The organism is Magnetococcales bacterium, assembly GCA_015231175.1.
Classification (GTDB): domain Bacteria; phylum Pseudomonadota; class Magnetococcia; order Magnetococcales; family DC0425bin3; genus HA3dbin3.
In genome coordinates this window covers 1-23707 of sequence record JADGBZ010000058.1, presented here as the reverse complement: position 1 = coordinate 23707, position 23707 = coordinate 1, and the positions used below count along the sequence as shown (strand labels likewise).

At 57.7% G+C, this 23707-nt stretch carries 20 protein-coding genes, 1 tRNA gene and 1 pseudogene; 15 read left to right on the top strand and 7 right to left on the bottom strand.

Annotation, left to right across the window (positions count from 1 at the left end; translation table 11 throughout):
• Nucleotides 1–139: 139 nt before the first annotated feature.
• Nucleotides 140–550: a hypothetical protein gene (locus HQL63_11765; protein MBF0177504.1), complete on the top strand. Its 411-nt coding sequence runs from the start codon at nt 140–142 to the stop codon at nt 548–550.
• 270 nt (nt 551–820) lie between these two features.
• Here HQL63_11765 and HQL63_11760 read toward each other — a convergent pair.
• The 7 genes and pseudogenes from HQL63_11760 to HQL63_11730 form a co-directional block, all read right to left on the bottom strand.
• A tRNA-Thr gene (locus HQL63_11760) sits at nt 821–895 on the bottom strand.
• Nucleotides 886–1745 (bottom strand): annotated as a pseudogene (locus HQL63_11755) (hypothetical protein). Before HQL63_11755 ends, HQL63_11760 begins: the two are co-directional and overlap by 10 nt.
• A gap of 548 nt (nt 1746–2293) precedes the next feature.
• On the bottom strand, nt 2294–3313 hold the full coding sequence (gene thiL / locus HQL63_11750) for a thiamine-phosphate kinase (protein ID MBF0177503.1): 1020 nt from the start codon (nt 3311–3313) through the stop codon (nt 2294–2296).
• A 3-nt stretch (nt 3314–3316) separates the two neighbouring features.
• Entirely contained in the window at nt 3317–3838 is a 522-nt protein-coding gene (gene nusB / locus HQL63_11745; protein ID MBF0177502.1) for a transcription antitermination factor NusB, read from the bottom strand.
• Nucleotides 3839–4091: 253 nt separating this feature from the next.
• Complete coding sequence (locus HQL63_11740; protein MBF0177501.1) at nt 4092–4562, bottom strand: 6,7-dimethyl-8-ribityllumazine synthase; 471 nt, start codon at nt 4560–4562, stop codon at nt 4092–4094.
• Nucleotides 4559–5803: a bifunctional 3,4-dihydroxy-2-butanone-4-phosphate synthase/GTP cyclohydrolase II gene (locus HQL63_11735; protein ID MBF0177500.1), complete on the bottom strand. Its 1245-nt coding sequence runs from the start codon at nt 5801–5803 to the stop codon at nt 4559–4561. Before HQL63_11735 ends, HQL63_11740 begins: the two co-directional genes overlap by 4 nt.
• A 24-nt stretch (nt 5804–5827) precedes the next feature.
• A complete protein-coding gene (locus HQL63_11730; protein ID MBF0177499.1) occupies nt 5828–6511 on the bottom strand; it encodes a riboflavin synthase in 684 nt (227 codons plus the stop codon).
• Between the two features lie 283 nt (nt 6512–6794).
• On the opposite strand from HQL63_11730, the gene dusB reads away from it, so the two are divergent.
• The 14 genes from dusB to HQL63_11660 all read left to right on the top strand — a co-directional run bounded on the left by dusB (nt 6795) and on the right by HQL63_11660 (nt 23585).
• Nucleotides 6795–7793 carry a tRNA dihydrouridine synthase DusB gene (gene dusB / locus HQL63_11725; protein MBF0177498.1) on the top strand — a complete coding sequence of 333 codons (999 nt, stop codon included), beginning with the start codon at nt 6795–6797 and terminating at the stop codon, nt 7791–7793.
• On the top strand, nt 7790–8851 hold the full coding sequence (locus HQL63_11720; GenBank protein ID MBF0177497.1) for a PAS domain-containing protein: 1062 nt from the start codon (nt 7790–7792) through the stop codon (nt 8849–8851). Before dusB ends, HQL63_11720 begins: the two co-directional genes overlap by 4 nt.
• Nucleotides 8852–8934: 83 nt before the next feature.
• Nucleotides 8935–10440, top strand: a complete 1506-nt coding sequence (gene ntrC, locus HQL63_11715; protein MBF0177496.1) for a nitrogen regulation protein NR(I) — start codon at nt 8935–8937, stop codon at nt 10438–10440.
• Nucleotides 10441–10674: 234 nt separating this feature from the next.
• On the top strand, nt 10675–11091 hold the full coding sequence (locus HQL63_11710; GenBank protein MBF0177495.1) for a VOC family protein: 417 nt from the start codon (nt 10675–10677) through the stop codon (nt 11089–11091).
• A gap of 166 nt (nt 11092–11257) precedes the next feature.
• Complete coding sequence (locus HQL63_11705) at nt 11258–12745, top strand: bacteriohemerythrin (protein MBF0177494.1); 1488 nt, start codon at nt 11258–11260, stop codon at nt 12743–12745.
• Nucleotides 12742–13647 carry a UDP-N-acetylmuramate dehydrogenase gene (gene murB / locus HQL63_11700; GenBank protein ID MBF0177493.1) on the top strand — a complete coding sequence of 302 codons (906 nt, stop codon included), beginning with the start codon at nt 12742–12744 and terminating at the stop codon, nt 13645–13647. Before HQL63_11705 ends, murB begins: the two co-directional genes overlap by 4 nt.
• Before the next feature lie 125 nt (nt 13648–13772).
• On the top strand, nt 13773–14744 hold the full coding sequence (locus tag HQL63_11695; protein ID MBF0177492.1) for a D-alanine--D-alanine ligase: 972 nt from the start codon (nt 13773–13775) through the stop codon (nt 14742–14744).
• Entirely contained in the window at nt 14726–15469 is a 744-nt protein-coding gene (locus HQL63_11690) for an FtsQ-type POTRA domain-containing protein (protein MBF0177491.1), read from the top strand. The genes HQL63_11695 and HQL63_11690 overlap by 19 nt, the downstream gene beginning before the upstream one ends.
• A 66-nt stretch (nt 15470–15535) precedes the next feature.
• Nucleotides 15536–16774, top strand: a complete 1239-nt coding sequence (ftsA, locus tag HQL63_11685) for a cell division protein FtsA (protein ID MBF0177490.1) — start codon at nt 15536–15538, stop codon at nt 16772–16774.
• Between the two features lie 38 nt (nt 16775–16812).
• A complete protein-coding gene (gene ftsZ / locus HQL63_11680; GenBank protein ID MBF0177489.1) occupies nt 16813–18012 on the top strand; it encodes a cell division protein FtsZ in 1200 nt (399 codons plus the stop codon).
• Between the two features lie 190 nt (nt 18013–18202).
• Complete coding sequence (locus tag HQL63_11675; GenBank protein MBF0177488.1) at nt 18203–19135, top strand: UDP-3-O-acyl-N-acetylglucosamine deacetylase; 933 nt, start codon at nt 18203–18205, stop codon at nt 19133–19135.
• Nucleotides 19136–19143: 8 nt separating this feature from the next.
• A complete protein-coding gene (locus HQL63_11670) occupies nt 19144–19728 on the top strand; it encodes a DUF4390 domain-containing protein (GenBank protein MBF0177487.1) in 585 nt (194 codons plus the stop codon).
• Nucleotides 19725–21989 carry a HAMP domain-containing protein gene (locus HQL63_11665; protein MBF0177486.1) on the top strand — a complete coding sequence of 755 codons (2265 nt, stop codon included), beginning with the start codon at nt 19725–19727 and terminating at the stop codon, nt 21987–21989. Before HQL63_11670 ends, HQL63_11665 begins: the two co-directional genes overlap by 4 nt.
• 183 nt (nt 21990–22172) lie before the next feature.
• Nucleotides 22173–23585 (top strand): sigma-54-dependent Fis family transcriptional regulator, encoded by a 1413-nt coding sequence (locus HQL63_11660; protein MBF0177485.1) that lies wholly within the window; start codon nt 22173–22175, stop codon nt 23583–23585.
• Nucleotides 23586–23707 lie beyond the last annotated feature (122 nt).

Genomic DNA, 23707 nt, shown 5'->3' with positions numbered 1-23707 from the left:
GATCTGTCCCAGGCCGGCGCCCGACTCCATGTTGTTGTATCTTGCGGATCTGGATAATGGGACGAGGCCGCAAGATTTGTCCGGATTGCACCGATACTCGGGGCATCCGGGGTGGGTGACAGGATAAGAGGAGACAAGCGTGGAAAATATTGATGATTTCAATCGCGGGGTCGGATTGATTCTGGGTAACCTCTATCAGACGTTTCCGATTCCAACCATTCTGAAAATTGCTGAATTGGAAGCATTTGAAGACGTTCCCGACCCCACCCGCAAGGTACGGCGGCTGCTGGTCTATTCCGCCACCATGTATTTCTTGCAGGAAGAAAGATTCTTGCGCACGACCGGGGCAGCGGGAAAAAAAGGCCATGACATGTTTGCCAATGTCATCCTTACCAGTAAAGGTTTGGCAGCGCTCAGCAAAACCCCGGGGGCGCTTGCAACCGGTCAAAACACCGCCGGGGATGTCCTGGCCGAACTGGGCAGAGACATGCTGAAAAGAGGAACCTGGGAAAGCTTCATCACCGTGGTGCGCACCATACTGGCCGGGTGATGACATGTTCATCTGAAATGGCACCACCTGCGAGAAACAATTCCCCTTGTCTGAATCAGTCCGTCAAATTTTATGCCAAGGGAAAATGCGGGAAAAAATCGAGAGGGAAAAAGTCAAAAAGCAGTGCCATCCTGCGCATCAATCGGTGCCAAATGGCGTAGCGCTTTACATTTACAGCCAAATGGCGTTGCGCTTTACAGTTCCGTAACCCCCGCGTAACCCCAAACAAAAAAGGCCACCTTGTGAGTGGCCTTAACTATTTGTTTTCTTTGGAGCTGGCGAGAGGAATCGAACCCCCAACCGGCTGATTACAAATCAGCTGCTCTACCGTTGAGCTACGCCAGCACGCTTCTCAGCACACCCTCAGGCTTGTACCGGGTGCAGGATAACCCGCACTCACGCATGACACCAGGGCCTTTTTGGCAACCCTGGAGCCTTCCGGGATATTTTGGAAAAGCGATCTGTTTGTCGCTACGAGGAACAAGGGCGTACACCTTGCGCAACCATTCTGCGATCAGTCGAGTAGACCGGTTTCTTCGGAATGCGGCGGGTCGAGGTTTGTTTTCTCCGTTTCTGCCTGGTTTCCCGGCAGTGCCACATGATTTCGACCCTGCATCCGTTGTCCCCGGCCCCTCCCAGACGAGCGGTCCAAACTCAAAGACCTTGGTCTTCTCCGACGCCAGCGACAGCCCGAAGATAGCCTGGCGTTCTTCCAGTTCCTGGCGGAATCTCTTGGCGTCCTCCTCCTGCTGAAAGGCCACCACAAAATCATCCGCATACCGGATGAGTCGCGCCCTGCCTCCACTTCAACCACATGATTGACCGGTTCCCGGTGGACTTCCAGATTCAACGCCCGCAGGGCGTCATGGCATCCACGTCCAGGACGGAATCCATAAGAGTCCGCGATGAAATCCTGTTCGTAAATCGCCTCCAGGATCTTCACCATACCCGCTTGCACCAGCTTGTCTTCCAGCACCGGCACACCAAGAGGTCGCATCTTGTCACTGCCCGGTTTCGGTATATACACCCGTTTCACCGGCTGCGGTCGGTATCCCATCTGGTGAAGACGCCTGACCAGTTCCTTCAGGTTCTCCTCCAGATTGATCCCATACGTCTCCTTGCTCACCCGATCCATGCCTGCGGCTGCATCTTCCCGTAGCCCCGCAAAGCATCCCCGCAAGAGTTCCACGTTCATCAGGTGAAACAGAATGCTGAACTGAAATCCAGGCTCCTTGCGGGCCTTCAACGCCAGGCGCTGCAATAAAGACGACCCATCCGGGTCTCCCAGGTTGCCACATATCCCCAATCTCCGACATGCCAAGCTCTCCGACCCCGGGGAAGCAGGTGGTCACTTGCCATGACGCCACCACCCGTGTTGACTTCCGTTAAGTTAACAACGTCGTCCTTCCCATTTGGTGCTTACGAGGCTCAATCGCTTCAGCCTTGCGGCTTACGGCCTGTCGTGTCACTCTCCTACGCTTAAAGCTTGGGGTTGCCCCCGCACCTCCAAGGACTCGTTTCCCGGTGGCTGGCCAGCCTTCCGGGACGGGATTCGCACCCGCAGAAATACGCGACCTTGCCTGGCCGCACTAACGATTCACCACCCTTGCAAGAAAAGCCTGGACAGGAAAGCCTTTGTCAGGGCTTCGCCCCGAACCCCACCAGGGCGCTGCCCTGGACTAAGCCAGGGAGCCAGCCCCCTGGACCCCGATTCGTAGGCGGGTGGTGAATAGTTACCTGCGATCAAAAGTGTGACCAACCGGCTTGTTCGAGAAGCATGGGTTCGCCTGCACTCAGAAGCGTGACACCTGGGGCACCTGCGACGCATTCGCCGATTTCCGTGATGGGAATTTCCAGACAATGCGAAATTTCCAGAATGGAGTGACGGGCTCCATCGGGAGCGGCGAAAGCCAGTTCATAATCTTCACCACCAGTCAGCAACCGGGTGAGCATGGAGGAATCCCGTCCGTGAATGACGCGACGTGCGGTATCGGAGAGAGGAACCTTTTCTGCATGGATGCGAACGTTCACTCCAGAGCTGGCACCCAGATGCCCGAGATCAGCCACCAGACCGTCGGAAATATCGATGGCAGCATGGGCCACGGCGGCGTCCTGGAGCATTTTTCCCAATTGGACCCGGGGTTGCGGCAAATCGAGACGGTTGCACAGCCAGTTTCCATCGTCGGGGTTGACCCAGGGCAGTTGGCCCATGCTCCAGGCCAATCCGAGGGTGGCATCACCGATGGAGCCGGAAACGAAGACACAATCCCCAACCTGGGCGCCAGAGCGGAAAATAGCCCGATTTTGTCCTGTCAATCCCAGAATGGAGATGGTGACAGTCACGCCACCTCGGCTTCCGACGGTATCGCCACCGATCAATGAGAGCGAAAACCGTCCGGCAATCTCCCGCAAGCCCCGGGAAAACTCCTCCACCCACCTCAGGGGGGTGGTGGCGGGAAGCGAAAGGGAGAGCAGGTAACAGTGCGGCGTTGCACCCATGGCCGCCATATCGGAAATGTTGACCAACAACGCCTTGCACCCCACCAGAAAGGGATCCTGATCCGAGGCGAAGTGGATGCCTTCCACCAGGGTATCGACCGAAGTCAAGAGGTGTTGCGTTCGCGGCACGGCCAGCACGGCAGCGTCATCCCCGATGCCGGCAACAACCGACATGGCGGAAGGGGCGATGTTCTCCCGTGAGGCAAAAAAGCGCCGAATCAACTCAAACTCCCCAAGTGAGGAGATGGCATTTTCCACGGTCATCGACTATTCCTCCAAATCGCCGATTTTTTCCGGTTGCGCAAGTTTTGGGTCTTGCTCTTCCAGGTTGCTCAACTCTCGATCCCGCTCACCTCGAATGCGGAGTGCGGCGTGGTCCAAAATTCCGTTGACGAAACGCCCCGACCCCTCGCCACCATACTTCTTGGATAGTTCAATGCACTCGTTGATGACCACTTTCCGGGGCACCGTGTGTTCGGCCAGCAGTTCGTAAATACCCAGGCGCAAGACGTTACGATCCACAACCGAGATGCGCTCCGGCGACCAGTTTTGGGTTGCTCCCTGGATCCACGCATCCAGCTCCGACAGCCGAACACGAACGCCAACCGCAACGCGACGGAAATATTCCAGATCGATATGGTCGTCTGCGGCACTTTCGCACAGCTGCTCCACAGCCTGGTGGACATCGTCACCGGAGAGATCACTTTGGTAGAGGGCCTGAACGGTCAATTCCCGCGCCTTGCGGCGATTGCCACTCCGTACACCCTCAGGAGGCCGGCGATTTTTCACGCTTGTCTACCCATATTGTATCATGACCAACAGGTTTGCGATAACGACCCAAGAATCCACGAAACCATTCAACACTCTTGCAAGAAAAGCCTGGACATGAAAGCCTTCGTCGGGGCTTTGCCCCGAACCCCACCAGGACGCCGTCCAAGTCCCTGCCAGGGAGCCATTCCCCTGGACCCCGATGCGTTGCCGGGTGGTGCATCGCCACCAACCTCCCCAGGCAGGGGCCAGGAGAAATTCTGACGAGACCGGATCACAGCTTTTTGAACAGGTCAATCATCTCGATAATGGACAGGGCCGTATCCCAACCTTTATTGCCTGCCTTGGTCCCAGCACGATCAATAGCCTGTTCGACCGTATCCGTGGTCAGGACACCGAACCCCACAGGAACTCCGGTGGCCATGGCAACGGTAGCGATCCCTTTGCTGACTTCCGCAGCCACATAATCAAAATGGGGCGTCTGCCCTCGAATAACGGCACCCAGGCAGATGACTCCGGTGTAGCGTCCGCTTTCGGCAGCCTTTTTGGCGGCCATGGGAATCTCAAAGGCGCCAGGCACACGTATCACGGTGATGTGAGAAGGGTCGGCGCCGTGACGCACCAAGCAATCGAGGGCTCCTTCCAGGAGGCGTTCGCCGATGAAACTGTTGAAGCGGCTCACCACCACCCCGAAGCGTCCTTCGGTGGCGTTGAGGAGCCCTTCCAAGACAGGGGTATCGATCATGTTTCTTCTGTCCCCATGGATGTTTGAACAGGTTCGGAAAATTGGTGGATCAGGTGACCCATTTTAAATTTTTTGGCCGAAAGATAACGGGCATTTTGTTCGCGTGCCGGAATTTCGATGGGGACACGTTCTACCACTTCCATGCCATATCCCTCCAAACCAATAATTTTACGTGGATTATTGGTCATCAAGCGCAGCCGGGCCACGCCCAGATCCCGCAAAATCTGGGCGCCGATGCCATAGTCGCGTAAATCGGCGGAGAATCCCAGCTTCTGGTTGGCCTCCACGGTATCCAAACCCGAATCCTGGAGGTTATAGGCATGCATTTTGTTGATCAGGCCAATACCGCGACCCTCTTGTCGCAAATAAAGAATCACACCCCGACCCGCAAGACCGATCTGTTCCATGGCGGCATGCAGTTGGTTGCCGCAATCGCAGCGCTGGCTGCCAAACAGGTCACCGGTCAGACATTCGGAGTGTACCCGCACCAGGACAGGTTCTCCGTTGTCAACAACGCCCTTGACCAGGGCCACGTGCTGGTGAGAATCGACATCGTTGTTGAAGACTATCAATCGCCATTCGCCACCAAAGCTGCTGGGTAATGTTGCTTCGACGGCGCGATGCACCATCTGTTCATTGTTGATGCGAAAAGAGATCAGGTCGGCGATGGTCCCGATTTTCAACCCGTGTTCCACGGCAAATTTTTTCAAATCCGGAACCCGGGCCATGGTGCCGTCATCCTTGAGAATTTCACAGATCACCCCGGCGGGTTTGAGGCCAGACATGCGTGCCAGATCAACCGAGGCCTCCGTATGGCCTGCCCGGACAAGAACGCCTCCATCACGCGCCATCAATGGAAAAATGTGTCCGGGACGCACCAGGTCGCCGGGTGTCGAAGCATCGTCGATGGCCACCTGAACGGTGCGCGCCCGGTCCTGTGCCGAGATGCCTGTCGTGACGCCGGTGCGGGCTTCGACCGACACGGTGAACGCGGTTTTAAATTTTTCGTCGTTGTCCACCACCATCAATGGCAGTTGCAAGTGCCGAATTCTTTCACCGGTCATCGTCAGGCAGACGAGGCCGCGTCCGTAGCGGATCATGAAATTGATGTTTTCGGGGGTGCATTTCTCTGCGGCGACGACCAGATCGCCTTCGTTTTCGCGGTCTTCATCGTCCACCAGAATGACGATCCGTCCGGCAGCCATATCGGCGATGATCTCTTCGATACTATGAAATGTCACTGATGTTCCATCCAGGTTTGTGATTCAAACGATCCCCCGTGCCTTTAGCCAGGCGGTGTCGATGCAACCGCTGGCCATCTGACGGTCACCGCCAGACGGAGATACCTTGTTGGCTGCCAGGAGACGCTCCACATAACGACCGATCAAGTCGGACTCTACATTGACCTTGGTTCCCACAGACAACCCGTCCAGGGTGGTCTTCATGCGGGTGTGCGGAATGATGTTCACCGCAAAGCGCGTCTCATCACCGGTATCCCGCACGGCATTCACTGTCAGGCTGACACCGTCAATGGCAACCGACCCTTTCGCGACAATATACCTCCCTGTCGCCTCCGGGACACGGAACCATATTTCCACCGAACGTCCCCGAACATTTCTTTCCACGACCCGACCTACGGCGTCGACATGGCCTTGGACCAGGTGGCCATGCAGTCGTTCACTCAAGGCCAGTGACCGTTCCAGATTGACCCGAGCGCCGGTCGTAAGTTCCTGAAAGGTTGTCCGGGCCACTGTTTCGGCAGAGGCTTCGACGGTGAACGCATCTCCAGCCCGGGCCACCACTGTGAGACAGGCGCCATTGACGGCAATCGAGTCTCCCTCCCTGACCTGCGCCAAATCCAGACCACACAGGATCACAAGCCGCCAATCCTGGCTGGATCGCTGTATGTCACGCATGGTGCCCACATCTTCGATCAAACCGGTAAACATTCTGGCATCAACTCCCTTGTTCGGCGCACCGGGCGACTTCACGTATGGCGCACTCGCCAGGGTAGCACTTTTCGTGATCGTTCAGTACCTGAAAAAGAGTTCCCCCAGGGCAATCGCGTTTGAAATGGGCATACCCAAAGCCATGATCGTTTTTTGGAAACGGGGTCCAGGGGACTGGCTCCAACGTATTTTTTTTGTTTTGCTGAATAGTTGCACAATAATTGCGAACCCTATAGATATGATCCATGACAGGATTAAATTTTAGACAAAAGCAGGCCATGGAATGCCTCATAAAAAAGCCATTCACCCCTGGTTTGCCAATAAAAATGGCACTCCTCTGCTCCTGGCTCCCATGGCGGGGGTGACAGATGGGCCGTTTCGCCTTTTGGCGCAACGGATGGGGGCTGACCTGACCATTTCGGAGATGGTGGCTTCACAGGCCATGGTGCGCCAAACGAAAGGGTGCCGGGAAAAGACGACCTCTCTGGAGAGAGAGATGCCGTTGGCCGTGCAGATCGCCGGCGCGGATCCGGAGGTGATGGCCAAGGCGGCGCGCATGCATGTCGATCTGGGAGCAGGCATGATCGATATCAACATGGGGTGTCCGGTGCGCAAGATCATCAAGGGCGGCGCAGGAGCCGCGCTCATGCGTGATGAATGCCTTGCCGGACGGATCATGGAACAGGTCGTCAAGGCTGTTCCGGTGCCAGTGACCATCAAAATCCGCCTGGGCTGGGACGCGGAACATCTGAACGGATTGCAAATTGCCCGCATTGCCGAAGCGAGCGGCATTCATTGGTTGACCGTCCATGGCCGCACCCGGGCGCAAATGTACAACGGCCAGGCTGATTGGGCACAAATCGCGGAGATCAAACGGCAGATATCCATCCCGGTGATTGGCAACGGCGATATCACCACGCCTGCTGTGGCTGCACGCTGTCTGGCCGATAGTGGCGTCGATGCCCTGATGATTGGACGCGGCGCTTTGGGCCGTCCCTGGATATTTCGCCAGATCGACCACCATCTGCGCACAGGTTCCCACTGGCCGGACCCACCTTTGGCCGAGCGATTCCAGGTCGCCCGAGATCATTTTGAGTCCCTGTTGACTTTTCATGGCCCGGTTACCGGCAACCTTCTGGCCCGCAAACATCTGGCCTGGTACAGCCGGGGCCTCTCCGGCAGCGCCACCTTTCGGCAGGAAATCAACCACACAGTGGACGCGACCGCCACACGCGACTGCATGCAACGTTTTTTTGCCACCCACCTGGACGCAGAGGCATGACGGCGCTCTTCACCCCGGCCACCCTGTGCGACCAGATTGCCACGGGCATGATCGCCGTGGACCAGAATGGGGTGGTGCGCTATGTCAACAGCGCCACCGAGCGGCTGCTGGGAAAACCCCGGCATCGCCTGCTGGGAGAGTCCCTGGATCGCCTGTTGCCAGGACACCCGCTGGCCCTGGATATCCTGACCCGCGCTCAAAAATTGGCGATGCCCTGCCGCCTGCGCCATGCCCGCATTCATCTCGGACCCATGCAGGAGTTGACGCTCTCCCTCACTGCCTGTCCATTGCGGACGCCGACCGGAGATAACGTTGGAGCCATCCTCCAACTGGAAGAGGTCGGCACCGTCGAACGGTTGGAGGCGGGACAAAGATTGAATGAGACCCTGGACTCCCTGAGCACCATGGTCATGACCGTGGCCCATGAGGTGAAAAATCCCCTGGCCGGCATTCGCGGTGCGGCACAACTCGTCGAACTGGAGTGTCAACACTCCGCGACCCGGGAATACACGCAGTTGATTCGCACGGAAGTGGACCGTATCACCCGGCTCCTGGATCGCCTCCTGGGCCTGGCAGAAGATCATCCCCTCCAACTCCAGGAGACCAACATTCATGAAATCTTGAACCATGTTTTGGATCTGGCGGAGCAGAATCCACCCAAACCACAACGAGATTATGACCCCTCCCTGCCCACGCTTCTGGGTGACCGGGACGCCTTGATCCAGCTCTTCCTGAATCTGGTCAAAAATGCCCAGGAGGCGGCAGGGCCCAGAGGCACGGTCCGGATCCACACCCGTTTTGCCCATGCCATCCGTATGGCTCAGGGACGGCGTGGCCATCACGTTGTCGTGGAGGTGCTGGACAATGGCCCCGGCATCCCGGAAGAGATGCAAAACCGGATCTTTCTTCCCTTCGTGACCACCCGAAAACATGGCACGGGATTGGGACTGGCCATTGCACAAAAAATCATCAATGACCACGACGGCCTTGTGGAGGTGGAGAGCCATCCGGGAAACACCCTGTTTCGGGTGATGTTGCCCATGAAAAAATGCGACTGATTCAGTCTTTCAATCGTTTTTTGAGTAGGTGCTGAACAAATACTATTTTTATTTCGTTTGGCCGAAATTTGAGGACAATTTCCATGAACGACAGCACATCGAAAACCATCCTGGTCGCCGACGACGACCCCTCCATTCGTTTCGTGCTGGAACATGCCCTGGTCCGTTCCGGCTTTCATGTCCGTTGTTTTGACGGCGGCGAGAAACTTTTGGATCATATGCACAACGCCAAGGCCGATCTGGTCATCACAGACATTGTCATGCCCTCCGGTTCGGGGTTGGATCTTCTCAAGACGCTTAAAGAGCGTTATCCCCTCATGCCGGTGATCGTGATCACGGCTCAGTCCACCCTGCGTAACGCCGTGCACGCCTTTGAGCGGGGAGCTTTTGAATATTTACCAAAACCTTTCGACATCAACACGTTGGTTGATCTGGTCAACCGGTCCTTGATCCACTCTCGGCCCGTGCCGGAGTTTCGGGAAAATCCCGAATTGGATCGGTTTGGCGGCATCATCGGTTCGTCCATGGCCATGCAGGAGTTGTTCAGGGTCATTGGCCGCCTCGCCAATTCGGAAATGACGGTCTTGATCCACGGTGAGTCCGGAACAGGCAAGGAACTTGTCGCCCGGGCCATCCATGCCTGTAGTCCCCGCCGCAACCAACCTTTCACGGCCATCAACATGGCGGCCATTCCGCGCAGCCTCATCGAAAGCGAACTGTTCGGCCACGAAAAGGGCGCCTTCACCGGCGCCATTTCCCGTCGCCCCGGCCATTTTGAACAGGCGCGTGGCGGTTCTCTGTTCCTGGATGAAATCGGCGACATGCCCATGGAGGCCCAAACCCGTCTGTTGCGCGTCCTTCAGGATGGCACCTATACCCAGGTGGGAAGTACGCAAACCATGCGCAGCGATGTTCGCATCATTGCCGCATCGCACCAGGATCTCCCCGCCGCCATCGGCGCGGGCCGTTTTCGGGAGGATCTGTTCTATCGTCTCAATGTCATTCCCATCCACGTCCCTTCCCTGCGCTCCCGGCGGGAGGATATCCCCTTGCTGGCCGACTTTTTTTTGGGCCGGGCTGCCAAGGAGCACGGATTGCCCCGCAAGCGCCTGGCTCCCGCCACCCTGGAGCGCTTGACCACCCACGTCTGGCCCGGAAATGTGCGCGAATTGGAAAATCTCATCCACCGCCTCATGGTCCTGGTCCCGGATGAGACGATTCAACCCAACCATCTGGATCTTCCGGAACCCCGGCAAGTCGATCCCCCTCCGATTGGTTCGGATGTGGCATCCCGGTCTTCGGCAGAAGGGGCCGCCGCACCTGCCACCTTCTCACCTCCGTCATCTCATCCAAACCTGCCCTTGCAACAGGCCATTCATAACGAACTGGACCGCTTTTTTGCCTCCCTGAACGGCATCCCCCCAGCCAATCTCTACGATTTTATTTTGCGTCTGGTCGAGGAGCCGCTTCTGAACCGGGTTCTTTTGGAAACACGCGGCAATCAGGTCAAGGCTGCCCAGGTGCTCGGCATCAACCGGAATACCCTGCGCAAAAAAATCCAGGAGCTGGGAATCACGCCGAAAAGGTAATGTCCGCCCAGGAGGAAGGGTTGCGATCTCCCTCCCCAAAAAAAGGATTGAAAAACTGGGATGGAGGTCCAGGAGGAAGGGCTGCGCCCTTCCTCCTGGTGGGGTTCGGGGCGAAGCCCTGACAAAGGCTTTCATGTCCAGGCTTTTCTTGCAAGGGTGGTGAATGGTTACTCATGCCCAAGCTTTTTTTTTGCAAGGGTGAAATGTGACAACCGAGGGGGGAGGATGGGCAAGATGCGTTCCTACGGCTTGATGTTCCATCATTTCGGTTTGGCCGTCGCCAAAAAAGAGCAGGCCAGAAAATTTTTGGCGGGATTGGGGTACACGTTGGGAGAGGAACTCCATGACCCCCTGCAAAAAGTCCGACTTTGCATGGCGACACATCCCGCCATGCCTGCGGTGGAACTCATTACCAAAAGTGATGAACCCGGCCCTTTGGAACACATTCTGCAAGACGCGCCCGAGCGTATATATCACCTTTGTTTTCATACAGAAAACCTGGAACATACCCTGGCCGCGATCAAACAGGACGGACATCGGCTGATTTGCATCTCCAAACCCAAACCGGCCATTCTCTTCGATGGCAAACAGGTCGCTTTTTATGTCGTGACGGGGTTTGGGTTGATTGAAATTTTGATCCTCCAGGGGTGACAGGAGAGCACTGTATTACTGGACAACCTTCCCCGAAAAGGTCAGATGTGATAAGCGTTTCGGAGGGGTCGGTTGGTCGTGACAATCGGGGAGCGAAGATGGGGAGGGGAAAAGCATGGTCGCAATAAGGGGGCGGCGCTTGTGGCAGCCAGGTGTCAGGGGTTCCATGATGCTTATGGGCCTGATTCTTTTCAGCATGACCATTTTGTCGAGTGTTTCGTACCATCTGCTGTCCCAGTCCGGCGGATCGGATACGAGCACCATGCAGATGGTGCAGTCGTCGCGCATGATGACCGGGATCATTCTGATCGTAAGTGGCGTGGGTATGGTGTTGCTGATCGTGACAGGCCGGAGAATTTTGCGGCTGGTGGGGGGTGAACCTGCGGAAATGATCGAAATCGTCAACCGCGTGGCCCAGGGTGAGCTGGGCATGCGATTTGACCCCGGTCGCCCGGTGGATGGCCTTTATGGCGCCCTCAGAAGTATGGTGGGCAATTTGCGCGAAACCGTGCACTCCCTGGTGACCGTTGGCGATAACGTGGTGCAGGAGAGTCAAACAGTTAGCACCTCCGCCCAGGAGGTCTCCGACGGCGCTGCACACCAGGCCGCCGCCGTGGAGGAAAGTTCAGCCGCCGTAGAACAGATGGGAGCGACCATCCACCAAAACACCGACCATGCCCGCTCCACCGGGGAAATGGCCGAAAAAAATGCTCGGGATGCCGCCAAAGGTGGTCAAGCCGTCAAGGATGCCATGGAGGCGATGCGCCAGATTGCCGACAAAATATTGGTTATCGAGGAAATTTCCCGGCGCACCAATCTGCTTGCGCTGAATGCCGCCATCGAAGCCGCCCGAGCCGGGGAACACGGCAAAGGGTTCGCCGTGGTGGCGACCGAAGTCCGCAAGCTTGCCGAGCGCAGCCAGGGCGCTGCCAGCGAAATCACCCAGATCGCTGATCGGAGTGTCCGCATTGCCGAAACGGCTGGAACCTTGCTGGAACGTCTGGTTCCCGATATCCATCAAACCACACAACTGGTTCAGAACATCGCTGCCAGTTCCGTGGAGCAGGACCAGGGAGCCAACCAGCTCAACCTGGCTATTCAGCAACTGGATCAGGTCATTCAAAAAAATGCCGCCTCCGCCGAGGATATGGCCGCCACGGCGGACCGCCTCTCTGCCCAGGCCAACAAACTTCAGGGTGTCATCGCCTTTTTCCAGATGGAGGATCTGGGTAGCGGGGAAAAGGCAGTCCTGATGCCCTGGACCAATAAATTGAGTGTCAACATTCGCGCCATGGACCAACAACATCGGCGCCTGGTGGATCTGGTCAATGAGGTCTATGCCGCCGTGCGTGCCGGAGACATTCAACGTGGCCTGAAAACCACCTTGCCCGAGTTGGTCAGCTACACGGTCAAACACTTCAAGGATGAGGAGTCCCTGTTCGAAGGACACAGCTACCCGGATACGCCCCGGCACAAGCAGGAGCATGTCAAACTGGTCAACCGGGTCGGCGAATTTCTGCAACGTCTGGAAAAGGGTGGTGATCGGGCTTCAGCGTTGGAACTCCTGGGCTTTCTCAAATCCTGGCTCGTGGAACACATCATGGGAACCGATTCCCAATACGGGCGTTACCTCAACAGCAAGGGCATTCATTGAGTGCTGCATCCCCATTTTTTCCCAAGCTTTCCCGCCCTGTAGCCGAATGGGTTCCCCTGGCGCCGCACACCACCTGGCGTATCGGCGGTCCGGCACGCTGGCTGGTCTTTCCCAGCACGGTTCAGGAGATGTCGCATCTGGTGCAAAATCTGGCAGGTGAGATCCCCTGGTTGCTTTTGGGCGGAGGCAGTAACGTTTTGATCGACGATGCCGGCTTTCAAGGAGTCGTCATGGATCTGGCACCGGGCATGAACCAGATCCGCATGACGGATCCCTGGACCATCGCCGCCGAAGCTGGCGTGTCCACCCGTACTCTGGCCCATTTTGCCCGTCGGCACGGGCTGACCGGGGCGGAGTTTTTGGCTGGAATTCCCGGCAGCGTCGGAGGGGCGTTACGCATGAACGCCGGCGCCTACGGTGGCGACATGCGGCAAATCCTCCAGCACGCACAGGTCATGGACCCCACAGGCCAATGCCATGACCGAACACCCCAAGAGCTGGCCATGTCCTACCGGCGGACTCAGCTCCCTTCAGGTTGGTTTTTTGTGTCGGGACACTTCCGCCTGCAACCGGGAGATCCGGAACGAATTCGCCACACCATGCGGGATTTCAATCAACGAAGGCGTCACAGTCAGCCGTTGCAATACCCCTCCGCAGGAAGCGTTTTCTGCAACCCTGCAACCGGACCCGGCGCCTGGCAACTGATTGATGCCGTTGGCCTGCGCGGGGTTCGCCAGGGCGGGGCACAGGTTGCCGAGAAGCATTGCAATTTTATCTTGAATCGGGGAGGAGCCAGGAGTGGTGACATATTAACCTTGATCGATTTGATACGCGAAAAAGTATTAAAAAAGAGTCACGTCGGGCTTGAACTCGAAGTTCGCATCGTATCTCCAAATGGTTAGCCCATGGAGGCGGGAAAAGTGGCCGGAGGGAGAAAGAATGACTTGCGCGGGGGAGGTGAAACCCCTACCTTATGGCGTCAGTTCAACCAGCGCAGGGAAGCGGCCCACCGGGTCGGTTGAGTCACATGGAATGGCAGGAACGGAAAATCGGGGTGTTGATGGGGGGGATCTCTGCGGAACGCGAGGTCAGCCTCCGAAGCGGGCGTGCCATGACAGCCGCCCTGGAGCGCCTGGGCCATCAGGTCGTCCCGGTCGATGTGGGTCGGGATCTGGCCTCGGTTCTGGTGCGGGAGGGAATCGGGGTCGCGGTTTTGGCCTTGCATGGCCCCCTGGGAGAGGATGGCACGGTCCAGGGACTCCTGGAGGTGATGGGCATCCCCTATACGGGATCGGGTGTGGCCGCATCGGCTGTCTGCATGAACAAAACTTTGACCAAGTGTCTATTTCGTGACGGCGGGGTGCCCACTCCCGTCGGCCAGGAGATTCTCCTTGCCGCTGTGGGCGGCGATCCGGCGCAAGCAGCCGGGCAGGTACGCTCGCCTCCTCCCTGGTATGTCAAGCCGGCCAACTCCGGCTCCAGCGTCGGCGTGACTCGTGTGACAGAACGATCCCGGCTGCCGGAAGCCTTGATGAGCGCTGCCCAAACCCGCGACCTTCCCCCCGACGGGATGGCCCGAATCCTGGTGGAGTCGGCCATCGTCGGCAAGGAGTTGACAGTCTCCATCCTGGATGGTCAGTCATTGCCCCCCATCGAAATCCATCCGATCGATGGTTTCTACGATTTCACCAACAAATACACCTCGGGCCGGACAGAGTACCGAATCCCCCCACAAGGTCTCTCCGCCCTGGCCTTTGAGCGGGTGGATGCAGCAGCCCTATCGGCTTATCGCGTGACAGGCTGCCAAGGTTTGGCCAGGGTCGATGTCATGTTGGATCATGATGAATCACCTTGGGTTCTTGAAATCAACACCGTGCCTGGCATGACTGAACTCAGTTTGGCCCCCAAGGCTGCCGCCGCCGCAGGGATGAGTTTCGATCAACTTGTGGCACGAATATTGCGGAGTGCTGCTCTGAAGTCATGTGGTCCCGTTTGCTGACTTTATTTTCTGTCGTGCTTGTCGTGGCAGGGCTGACATGGGGCTGGCGTGAGGCCCGTCAACCCGGGCGTTTTCAATTGGAGGAGATCCGGTTGTTGGGCCGGGTCCATACGGACGAGAAAGCCATTTTGGATGCCTTGCGCAGCATAGGCGTCGTTCAGGGGGCCAATCTGTTGCGGATCGATCCGCGTTTGGTTCTGGAGAAAATGGCGGCATTGCCCTGGATCCGAAAAGTGCGCGTCGAACGGGTTTACCCCGGCGTTTTGGCGATTGCCATGGTGGAGAAGGTGGCAGTCTGCATGGGTCGGCAGGGGGAGCAGCTGACCTTGCTGGATGAGTATGGCAAGCAGATCAAATCCCTGGAGAAGGGCGACCCTTTGCGCATGCCGGTGGTGTTTCGCAACGAGTCGATTCTGGAGTCGGAAACAGTCGTTTCGCTTATGAACTTGTTGGGCAGGCATGCTTGGCTGCGGGAGCAACTCTCCGAAGCGATCAGCATCCCCGGGGATCGCTGGATCATGTACACGAAGAAAGGCGTCAGGATCTTGTTTTCACAACGCGCGGAGGCAGAAATGAACCTGTTGAAGCAGCTTCAGGGCCGTTACCGGATCCTGGATCGCCGCGTTCGGCAGGTGGATATGCGCGTGTCCGGTTTGGTGGCCGTGCGCCCCCTTCCTCCTGAGAAGCAAATTCAGGAAAAAAGTCCACGTTCCGGCCAGGGATAGCGCCGGGAGATCAGCAGGAAAGATGCCTGCAAGGCCTCAAACGGTTCAGGATGATTCGGAAACGATATGGCAAAACAGGATCAAAATCTCATTATCGGCCTGGATATCGGTACCACCAAGATTTGTTGCATCGTGGCTGATCTGCAACAGGACGGACGCCTGGATGTCATCGGTATCGGTACCCACCCTTCCCGGGGGTTGCGCAAAGGGGTGGTGATCGACATCGATTCCACGGTCGAAAGCATGCGCATGGCCGTGGAAGAAGCGGAGATGATGGCCGGCGTGGAGATCAACATGGTCTACACCGGCATCGCTGGCAGCCACATCAAGAGCGGCAACTCCCATGGAGTGGTGGCAACCAAAGAAGGGGAAGTGACAGCCAGCGACATCCAGCGGGTTCTGGATGCCGCCCGAGCGCAGCCCATCTCTCAGGATCGGGAGATCCTTCACACCATCCCACAGGAGTTCATCCTGGACGGCCAGGATGGCATCAAGGAGCCCCTGGGCATGTCGGGGGTCCGCCTGGAGGCCAATGTCCACATCATCACCGGCGCGGTCTCGTCGGCGCATAACATCATCAAATGTGCCAACCGTTGTGGCCTGGATGTGGGCAACATCATCCTCGAACAACTGGCCTCCTCCGAGGCCGTTTTGACCTCGGACGAAAAAGAGCTCGGCGTCTGTCTCCTCGACATCGGTGGAGGAACAACGGATATCGCCATTTTCGCCGATGGCCACATCAAACATACATCCGTCCTGGCCATCGGTGGCGATCATGTCACCAACGATATCGCCGTCGGCCTGCGCACCCCGACCCGGGAGGCCGAACAACTCAAAAAAAACTACGGGGCCGCTCTCTCCTCTCTGGTCAACGCAGAAGAGATCATTGAAGTCCCCAGTATCGGTGACCGCAAGCCCCGAACCCTGGCCCGGCACATTCTGGCCGAAATCATCGAGCCGCGCGTCGAAGAGCTCTTCACCCTTGTCAAACGGGAAATCGCCCGCTCAGGATTCGAAGAACAGATTGCAGCGGGTATCGTTCTGACCGGAGGTTCGGCTATCATGGAGGGCATGGTTGAATTGGCCGAAGACGTATTTCAAAAACCGGTGCGCCGGGGTCTTCCGCAAGGTGTCGGCGGATTGACCGATGTCGTGAACAGCCCGATCTACTCCACAGCAGTGGGTCTGGTGCAGTTTGCAACGCGCTTTGACCGGGATCGTCCGACACGCTTCATTCCGGAAGAGACCGGAGGGGTGCGCAAGGTGGTGCATCGCATGCGAGAGTGGTTTGGGGAAATTTTTTAAGGTATGATGCCTGAATTTTAGGCCATCAAGGGGGTCACATGGGTATCGAATTCGAACAGAACGATGAAACAAAAGGCGCACGGATCAAGGTCGTCGGCGTTGGCGGAGGTGGTGGCAATGCCATCAACAACATGATCCAGTCCCAATTGGACAAGGTGGAGTTCATCGTTGCCAACACCGATGCCCAAGCCTTGGCGCGCAATCTGGCTCCCATCCGGATCCAGATTGGCGAAGGCGTCACCCGGGGCCTGGGAGCCGGAGCCAAACCCGACATGGGCATGCGCGCCGCCGAAGAGAGCCGGGAACGCATCCAGGATGCCCTGAATGGCGCCGATATGGTCTTCATCACCGCCGGCATGGGTGGCGGAACAGGAACAGGCGCAGCCCCCATCATCGCCAAAATCGCCAAGGAGATGCAAATCCTGACCGTCGCCGTGGTGACCAAACCCTTCGGGTTTGAAGGAAAACGACGCATGAAGTTTGCGGAAGACGGCCTGGCCGAACTGCGCAAGCACGTCGATACGGTCATCACCATCCCCAACCAAAAACTCCTCGGTGTGGTGGGAAAGAATACCACCATTCTCGAAGCGTTCCGCAAAGCCGACGATATTCTGCACCAAGCCGTGCGGGGCATCACCGACCTGATCACTATCCCCGGGTTGATCAACGTCGACTTCGCCGACGTGCGCACGGTGATGGACGAGATGGGACAGGCCATGATGGGAGCCGCCGAAGCCTCCGGCGACACCCGCGCCCTGGATGCCGCCACCCAGGCCATCTCCAGCCCGCTCCTGGACGATGTCTCGATCCATGGCGCACGCGGCGTCCTGATCAACATCACCGGCGGCTATAACTTGGCCCTCCAGGAGGTGGACGAAGCCGCCACCGTGGTCCGGGATATGGCCCACGAAGATGCCATCATCGTCTTTGGCGCCGTCCTCGACGAGGCCATGGAAGATGCCGTCCGCGTCACGGTCGTGGCGACAGGCATCGGCAGCGCCGACAAGGTCGCCTTCCCCAGCCGAGAAAGAGCTGCGTCACACCCCGTTACCCAACAAAAAAACGTCCGGCAGGTCAACTCCCAGCCGGAAAAAGAGATGGAAAGCTCCTCTCCGGCAGAGTCGATGAGCAAGTCCAGCAATCGTCGGCCACGCCGCCGCCCTGACATGGAAGAGTTCGGCCCGGTCAACGCCGATGTGCTGGATACGCCGACTTTTCTGCGGCGACAAATGGATTGACCTAAAGATGAACGCACATCGGACGGCTTTATGGCCGTCCGATGTCGTTTATGGGGTTGGTTTCCGATGCCCCGTGAGGCGCGACGTGCAAAGTGATGACTGATAGTTGGCACGTTTCTTTCATATCCATTTCTGGGTTGTCTATGGAGGCCCCAAGCGGGGGTCGGAACGGAATCCAGGGTATCTCTTCATGTACTTGCAAAAAACTTTAAAAAACACGATTCGTTGTACCGGTATCGGCCTGCATGGCGGCAAAAAGACCTACCTTTCGCTGCGTCCGGCCCCTGAAAATTCCGGCATCGTCTTTCGACGCACGGATTGCCGGGGAGCCTTGATCCCGGCCCGGGTCGAAAACGTCGTCGATACACGCTTGTGTACCACGCTCGCCAACCGCGACGGCGTGCAGGTCTCCACCGTGGAGCACCTGCTGGCTGCATTCGCCGGGTTGGGGGTGGATAACGCCTTTATCGACCTGGACACGGGCGAAGTCCCCATCATGGATGGCAGCGCCGCACCATTCGTTTTTTTGATCCAGTGCGCCGGGGTCGTGGAGCAAAAGGTGTCAAGAAAGTGGATCCGTGTCAGAAAACCGGTGGTCGTCGAGGAGCGTGACAAACGAGCCGCTTTCTACCCCGGTGATGGCTTTCAGGTCCATTTTTCCATCGACTTCGACCACCCCATGCTGACCGAGCAGAGCGTCGAACTGGAGATGACCGAGACCGCCTTTGTCAAAGAGGTGAGTCGGGCACGCACCTTCGGGTTTCTCAACGAGGTCGAGGAGTTGCAGTCCAATGGCCTGGCGCGTGGCGCCTCCCTGGATAACGCCATCGCCATAGGGGATTATCGCATTCTCAACGACGGCGGTCTGCGCTACGAAGATGAGTTCGTTCGCCACAAAATCATGGATGCCCTGGGGGATCTCTATCTGCTCGGCCATCCGATTCAAGGCCACTTTGAGGGCGTTCGCTCCGGTCACACCATGAACAACATGCTGTTGCACAAACTGCTGTCCCAATCTGGAGCCTGGGAGTTTGTCGAGGGTACGTCGCTTGACCTTCCCGTTGAAGCGTTCCACCCCTACTCCCTGGGGGTCGGCAGGGCGGCCATGGCCTTCACAAGCTGATGCATGGAGTGCTGCAAGCCTGTCTCGGAGTGATCCTTCTCATCTCCCTGGCGGCTTGTCAGGGTGAGGATGCACCACCTCCCAATCCCTTGCGGGAGGTGGTAGCCTCCCTGCAAGGCAATAATTTGTATGCCCAGGCTGTCCTGACCGCCCGGTTTCAACGTGAGGTTTTGGATCTCCTGAAACAGGGGGAGCCCATCCTGGCGACCTACCGCTTTCGCTTGCGCGAGGAACGTGCCTTTTTTCCGGATCGGGAGGTCTCCCGGCTGAAGTTGCGTCGCCGCCTGCGACTGCACTTGATCACTCAACGTTTCGAGATGCAGGACATCACCCGGGGAGAGGTCTCCTACACCGACGACGACGACGAGGCCATGCAGTTTTTGGGACACCCGCGCAATATCCTCCTGGAAGAACATGGCGACAAAGACGGAACGACGGGTCGCTTTCTGGATGCCGGTCGGCGCTATTTTCTGGAGGCGCGTTTTGAGCTGGAACGGGAAGGGATATCCCAACCCCTGCGCTTCTTGAATCGATTGTTCACTTTCTGGCGACCGGTGGACTATCGCCTCGAAACGGAGTATCGCCGCCCATGAATGGGTCACGGTGGCTTGAGTGGGCTGTGCGGGTTGCCCGTTCGCGACAAGGTTGGCTGGCTACGCTGTTTTTGTTTCTGGTGGTGGCAACAACCCTGACGACGGGGTTGGGTCTACAGATCCAGACAGCCGCCGGCGGCAGTTACAGTCTGGTCTTTTTGATCCTTCTGTACGTCAATCTGTTTTTGTTGTTGGCGCTTGGTTTCCTGGTTGTACGTCACCTGTCGCGGTTGTGGCTGGACCGGCGGCAACAACGGGCGGGTTCACGACTGCGCACGCGCATGGTGGCCATGTTCGTCGCCTTGTCGCTGGTGCCGACCGTAGTGGTAGCCATCTTGTCGTTGGAGCTTCTCAATCGGGGCGTCGATTCATGGTTTTCCGACCGCATCACCCAGGCTTTGGCCCACTCCCTGGAGGTGGCGCGTTCCTACTACCAGGAGAGCCAGCGCACCATCCGGCATGACGCCGAGGATATCGCCAGAAACCGGATCATCACCTCCAGTGTGGCCCTCCAGGACCAGGATGCGACCACCGCCGCCCTGGAACTGGAAAGGCTGGCACGCGGACTGGACGAGATCGTCATCCAGCGAAGCAACGGTACCCGCATCAGCAAATCAGGGGATCTGCCGCCCGATCCACTGCCCAACCTCTCCTCGCTGCGGGACGGCTCCCAGCGAGCCCTCATGGTGAGCAACGACACCGGAACCCGGGTGCGGGCCTTCGTCTATCTGGGAGGGGATGTCTACCTCTCCACAGGACGCTGGATCGACCGGCAAATCCTCGGGCAAATGGAGGTGATCGAGTCCGCCTACGTGGATTACAACCAGCTGCGGGCGGCGCATGTCCTGCTCAAAAACAGCCATGCCCTGACCCTGGTGCTGATCACCCTGCTCCTGCTCCTGGCCGCCATGTGGTCCGGGTTCCGCATGGCAGGCGAGATCACCGACCCCATCACCGAACTCGTGGAAGGAACCCGCAAGGTGGCGGCGGGCGATCTGTCGGTCACCCTGAAAGTGACCGGCGATGACGAGTTGGCCACACTGCAAACCGCCTTCAACGCCATGACTCTGAAATTGACCGAAAATCAGCGGGATCTGCAAACCACCAACGCCTTGTTGGAGGAGCGGCGGCGGTTCATGGCCGCCATTCTGCGCAACATCTCCTCGGCAGTGATCAGCGTCAACCGCTTCGATGAGATTACCTTGATGAATCCCATCGCCGGGGAGTTGCTCAGTGTCAACTTGGCCACGGCCATGGGACGCCCCTATACCGAATCGTTGCCGGGCGAAATTTTGGAACCCGTGCGCACCCTGTTGAAAAATGCCACCTTGTTGCCTGAGCGGAGTTCGGGACCGGGCAACGAAGGGAGCAGCGTGCTCTCGACGCAGATTCAAATCCAGGGTCAGGAGGGGCATCTGATCCTGCTGGCCCGCCTGACCTTGCTGGAAAATCGTCAGGAGGAGGTGGGAAGCGGCTTCATCCTGACCTTTGACGATCTGACCGATGTGCTCCAGGCGCAACGAACCCGAACCTGGAGCGATGTGGCCCGGCGCATCGCCCATGAGATCAAAAATCCGCTGACGCCCATCCAGCTGTGGGCGCAACGCATGCGCCGAAAATATTTGCGGGATTCAGGACAGGAACGCCGGGATTGGCGGATTCTGGATGAAGGGACACAAGCCATCATCAGCCAGGTCGAAGAGTTGCGCGTCCTGGTGAACGAGTTTTCCAACTTTGCCCGCATGCCACGCCCGGATCTGAAAAATGACGATCTCAATGCCACCATCCGCGAGGTGGTTACCCTGCTGGATGCCGAATTAAAGACCATTGATTTCAAATGCGAATTTTTGGAAAACCTGGTGGCGTTTCCCTACGATCGCGGTCAGATCAAACAGGTGGTCACCAACCTGATCGCCAATGCCCTGGCAGCCATCGGGGAACGGCGCGAAGCGGAGGGACATGCGGGGGAACCTGGCCGGCTGGTCATTTCCACCTCTCTTTCACAAAACGGCCAGTGGGTGCGTGTGCTGGTGACCGACAATGGGGTCGGAATCCCCCCCGAAGATCGCTCGCGAGTGTGGGAGCCTTACTTCACCACCAAGAAAAAAGGCACCGGTCTGGGTTTGGCCATTGTCAAAAAGATCATCGAGGATCATGGTGGCACCCTGCGGCTGCGCGACTCCCCCTGGCAGGGAGTTCAGGTGGAGTTCCAACTTCCGGTCAGCGGCCCGTCCACAGCATCAACGCTTCCCGTTCCGTAATCATTCAGCACCCGTAACCATTCAGCACTCTTGCAAGAAAAGCTTGGATATGAAAGCCTTTGTCAGGGCTTCGCCCCGAACCCCACCAGGACTCTGTCCTGGACCTGCCAGGGAGCCGGCCCCCTGGACCCCAATTCGTTGCCGGGTGCTTAATAAACACAAAATTTCATAGGCTTGACGATCATGAGTCACACCATTTTGATCGTGGATGACGAGGAGTCCATTCGTACCAGTTTGCGGGGCATTCTGGAGGACGAAAGTTACCGGGTCATGGAGGCGGCCTCCGGCGAGGAGTCGTTACGTCTGCTGGCACGCCAGCCAGTAGATGCCATCCTGCTGGATATTTGGATGGATGGCATCGATGGCATCGAAACGCTCGACCGGATCAAGGGAAAAAACAAGCCAATCCTGGGCAAAAACGGCCCTGGCGAACCTTCGGCGCATGTCTTGGCCAGCAATGTGGATGCACCGGTCATCATGATGTCCGGGCATGGCACCATCAATACAGCGGTGGTGGCCACCAAAAGTGGCGCCTACGATTTCCTCGAAAAACCTCTCTCCCTGGACCGGGTTCTGTTGCTTCTGGAACGAGCCATCCGGGAGTTGGTCCTGGTCCGGGAAAACCGGGATCTCAAGTCGCGGGTGTTGACCAATCAACCCATGATCGGGGATACACCGGTCATGCAGGCGCTGGATCAACAAATCCGCCGCGTGGCACCGACCAGTGGCTGGGTGTTGATCACCGGAGAAAATGGCACCGGCAAAGAGGTGGCCGCCCGACGCATTCACGAGTTTTCACAACGGGCCAATGGTCCTTTCATTACCGTCAATTCGGCGGCCATTCCGGAAAATTTGATCGAAAACGAACTGTTCGGCCACGAACCAGGCACTCCGGGGGAGGAGAGAGTTCCGCATGTAGGCCGCTTTGAACAGGGGCATCGGGGAACGGTCTTCCTGGATGAAATCGGCGACATGGCCTTGAATACACAAGCCAAAATATTGCGTATTCTCCAGGAGCAACGTTTTCAACGGGTGGGAGGAAACCGGGAGATACAGGTGGATGTGCGGGTGATCGCCGCTTCCAACAAAAATCTGGAAGAGTTGATTGCCCAGGAGCGTTTTCGCGCCGACCTTTTCTATCGGCTGAATGTCATTCCACTCCGGGTGCCTGCCCTGCGGGAGCGCCGGGAGGATATCCCCGCGCTTGTGGCCTATTTCATCAGCCAACACCAAAACGCTTCACCCCATTGGAGTTTTGCCCGCGAGGCCCTGGCATCGCTCGAAGCCTACCACTGGCCCGGCAATGTGCGCGAGTTGAAAAACCTGGTGGAAAGATTGATGATCATGGCCCCAGGCCCGCTGATCACCCCCGAAGATTTGCCGGATTTTCTGGTCCGCCGTGAACGATGCACCCGCTCGCCATGGGATCAACTGTTGGAAAACAATAATTTACGCATGGCCCGGGAAGAGTTTGAGCGCCACTATCTGGCTGCCCATCTGCAACGGCATCAGGGCAACATTTCGCGCACTGCCGAGGCTGTGGGCATGGAACGTTCGGCGTTGCATCGCAAACTCAAATCCCTGGGATTGGGTTGAGAGGTCCAGGAGGAAGGGCTGCGCCCTTCCTCCTGGTGGGGTCCGGGGCGAAGTCCCGAAAAAAAACATTTAAAAGACTGGGATGGAGGTCCAGGAGGAAGGGCTGCGCCCTTCCTCCTGGT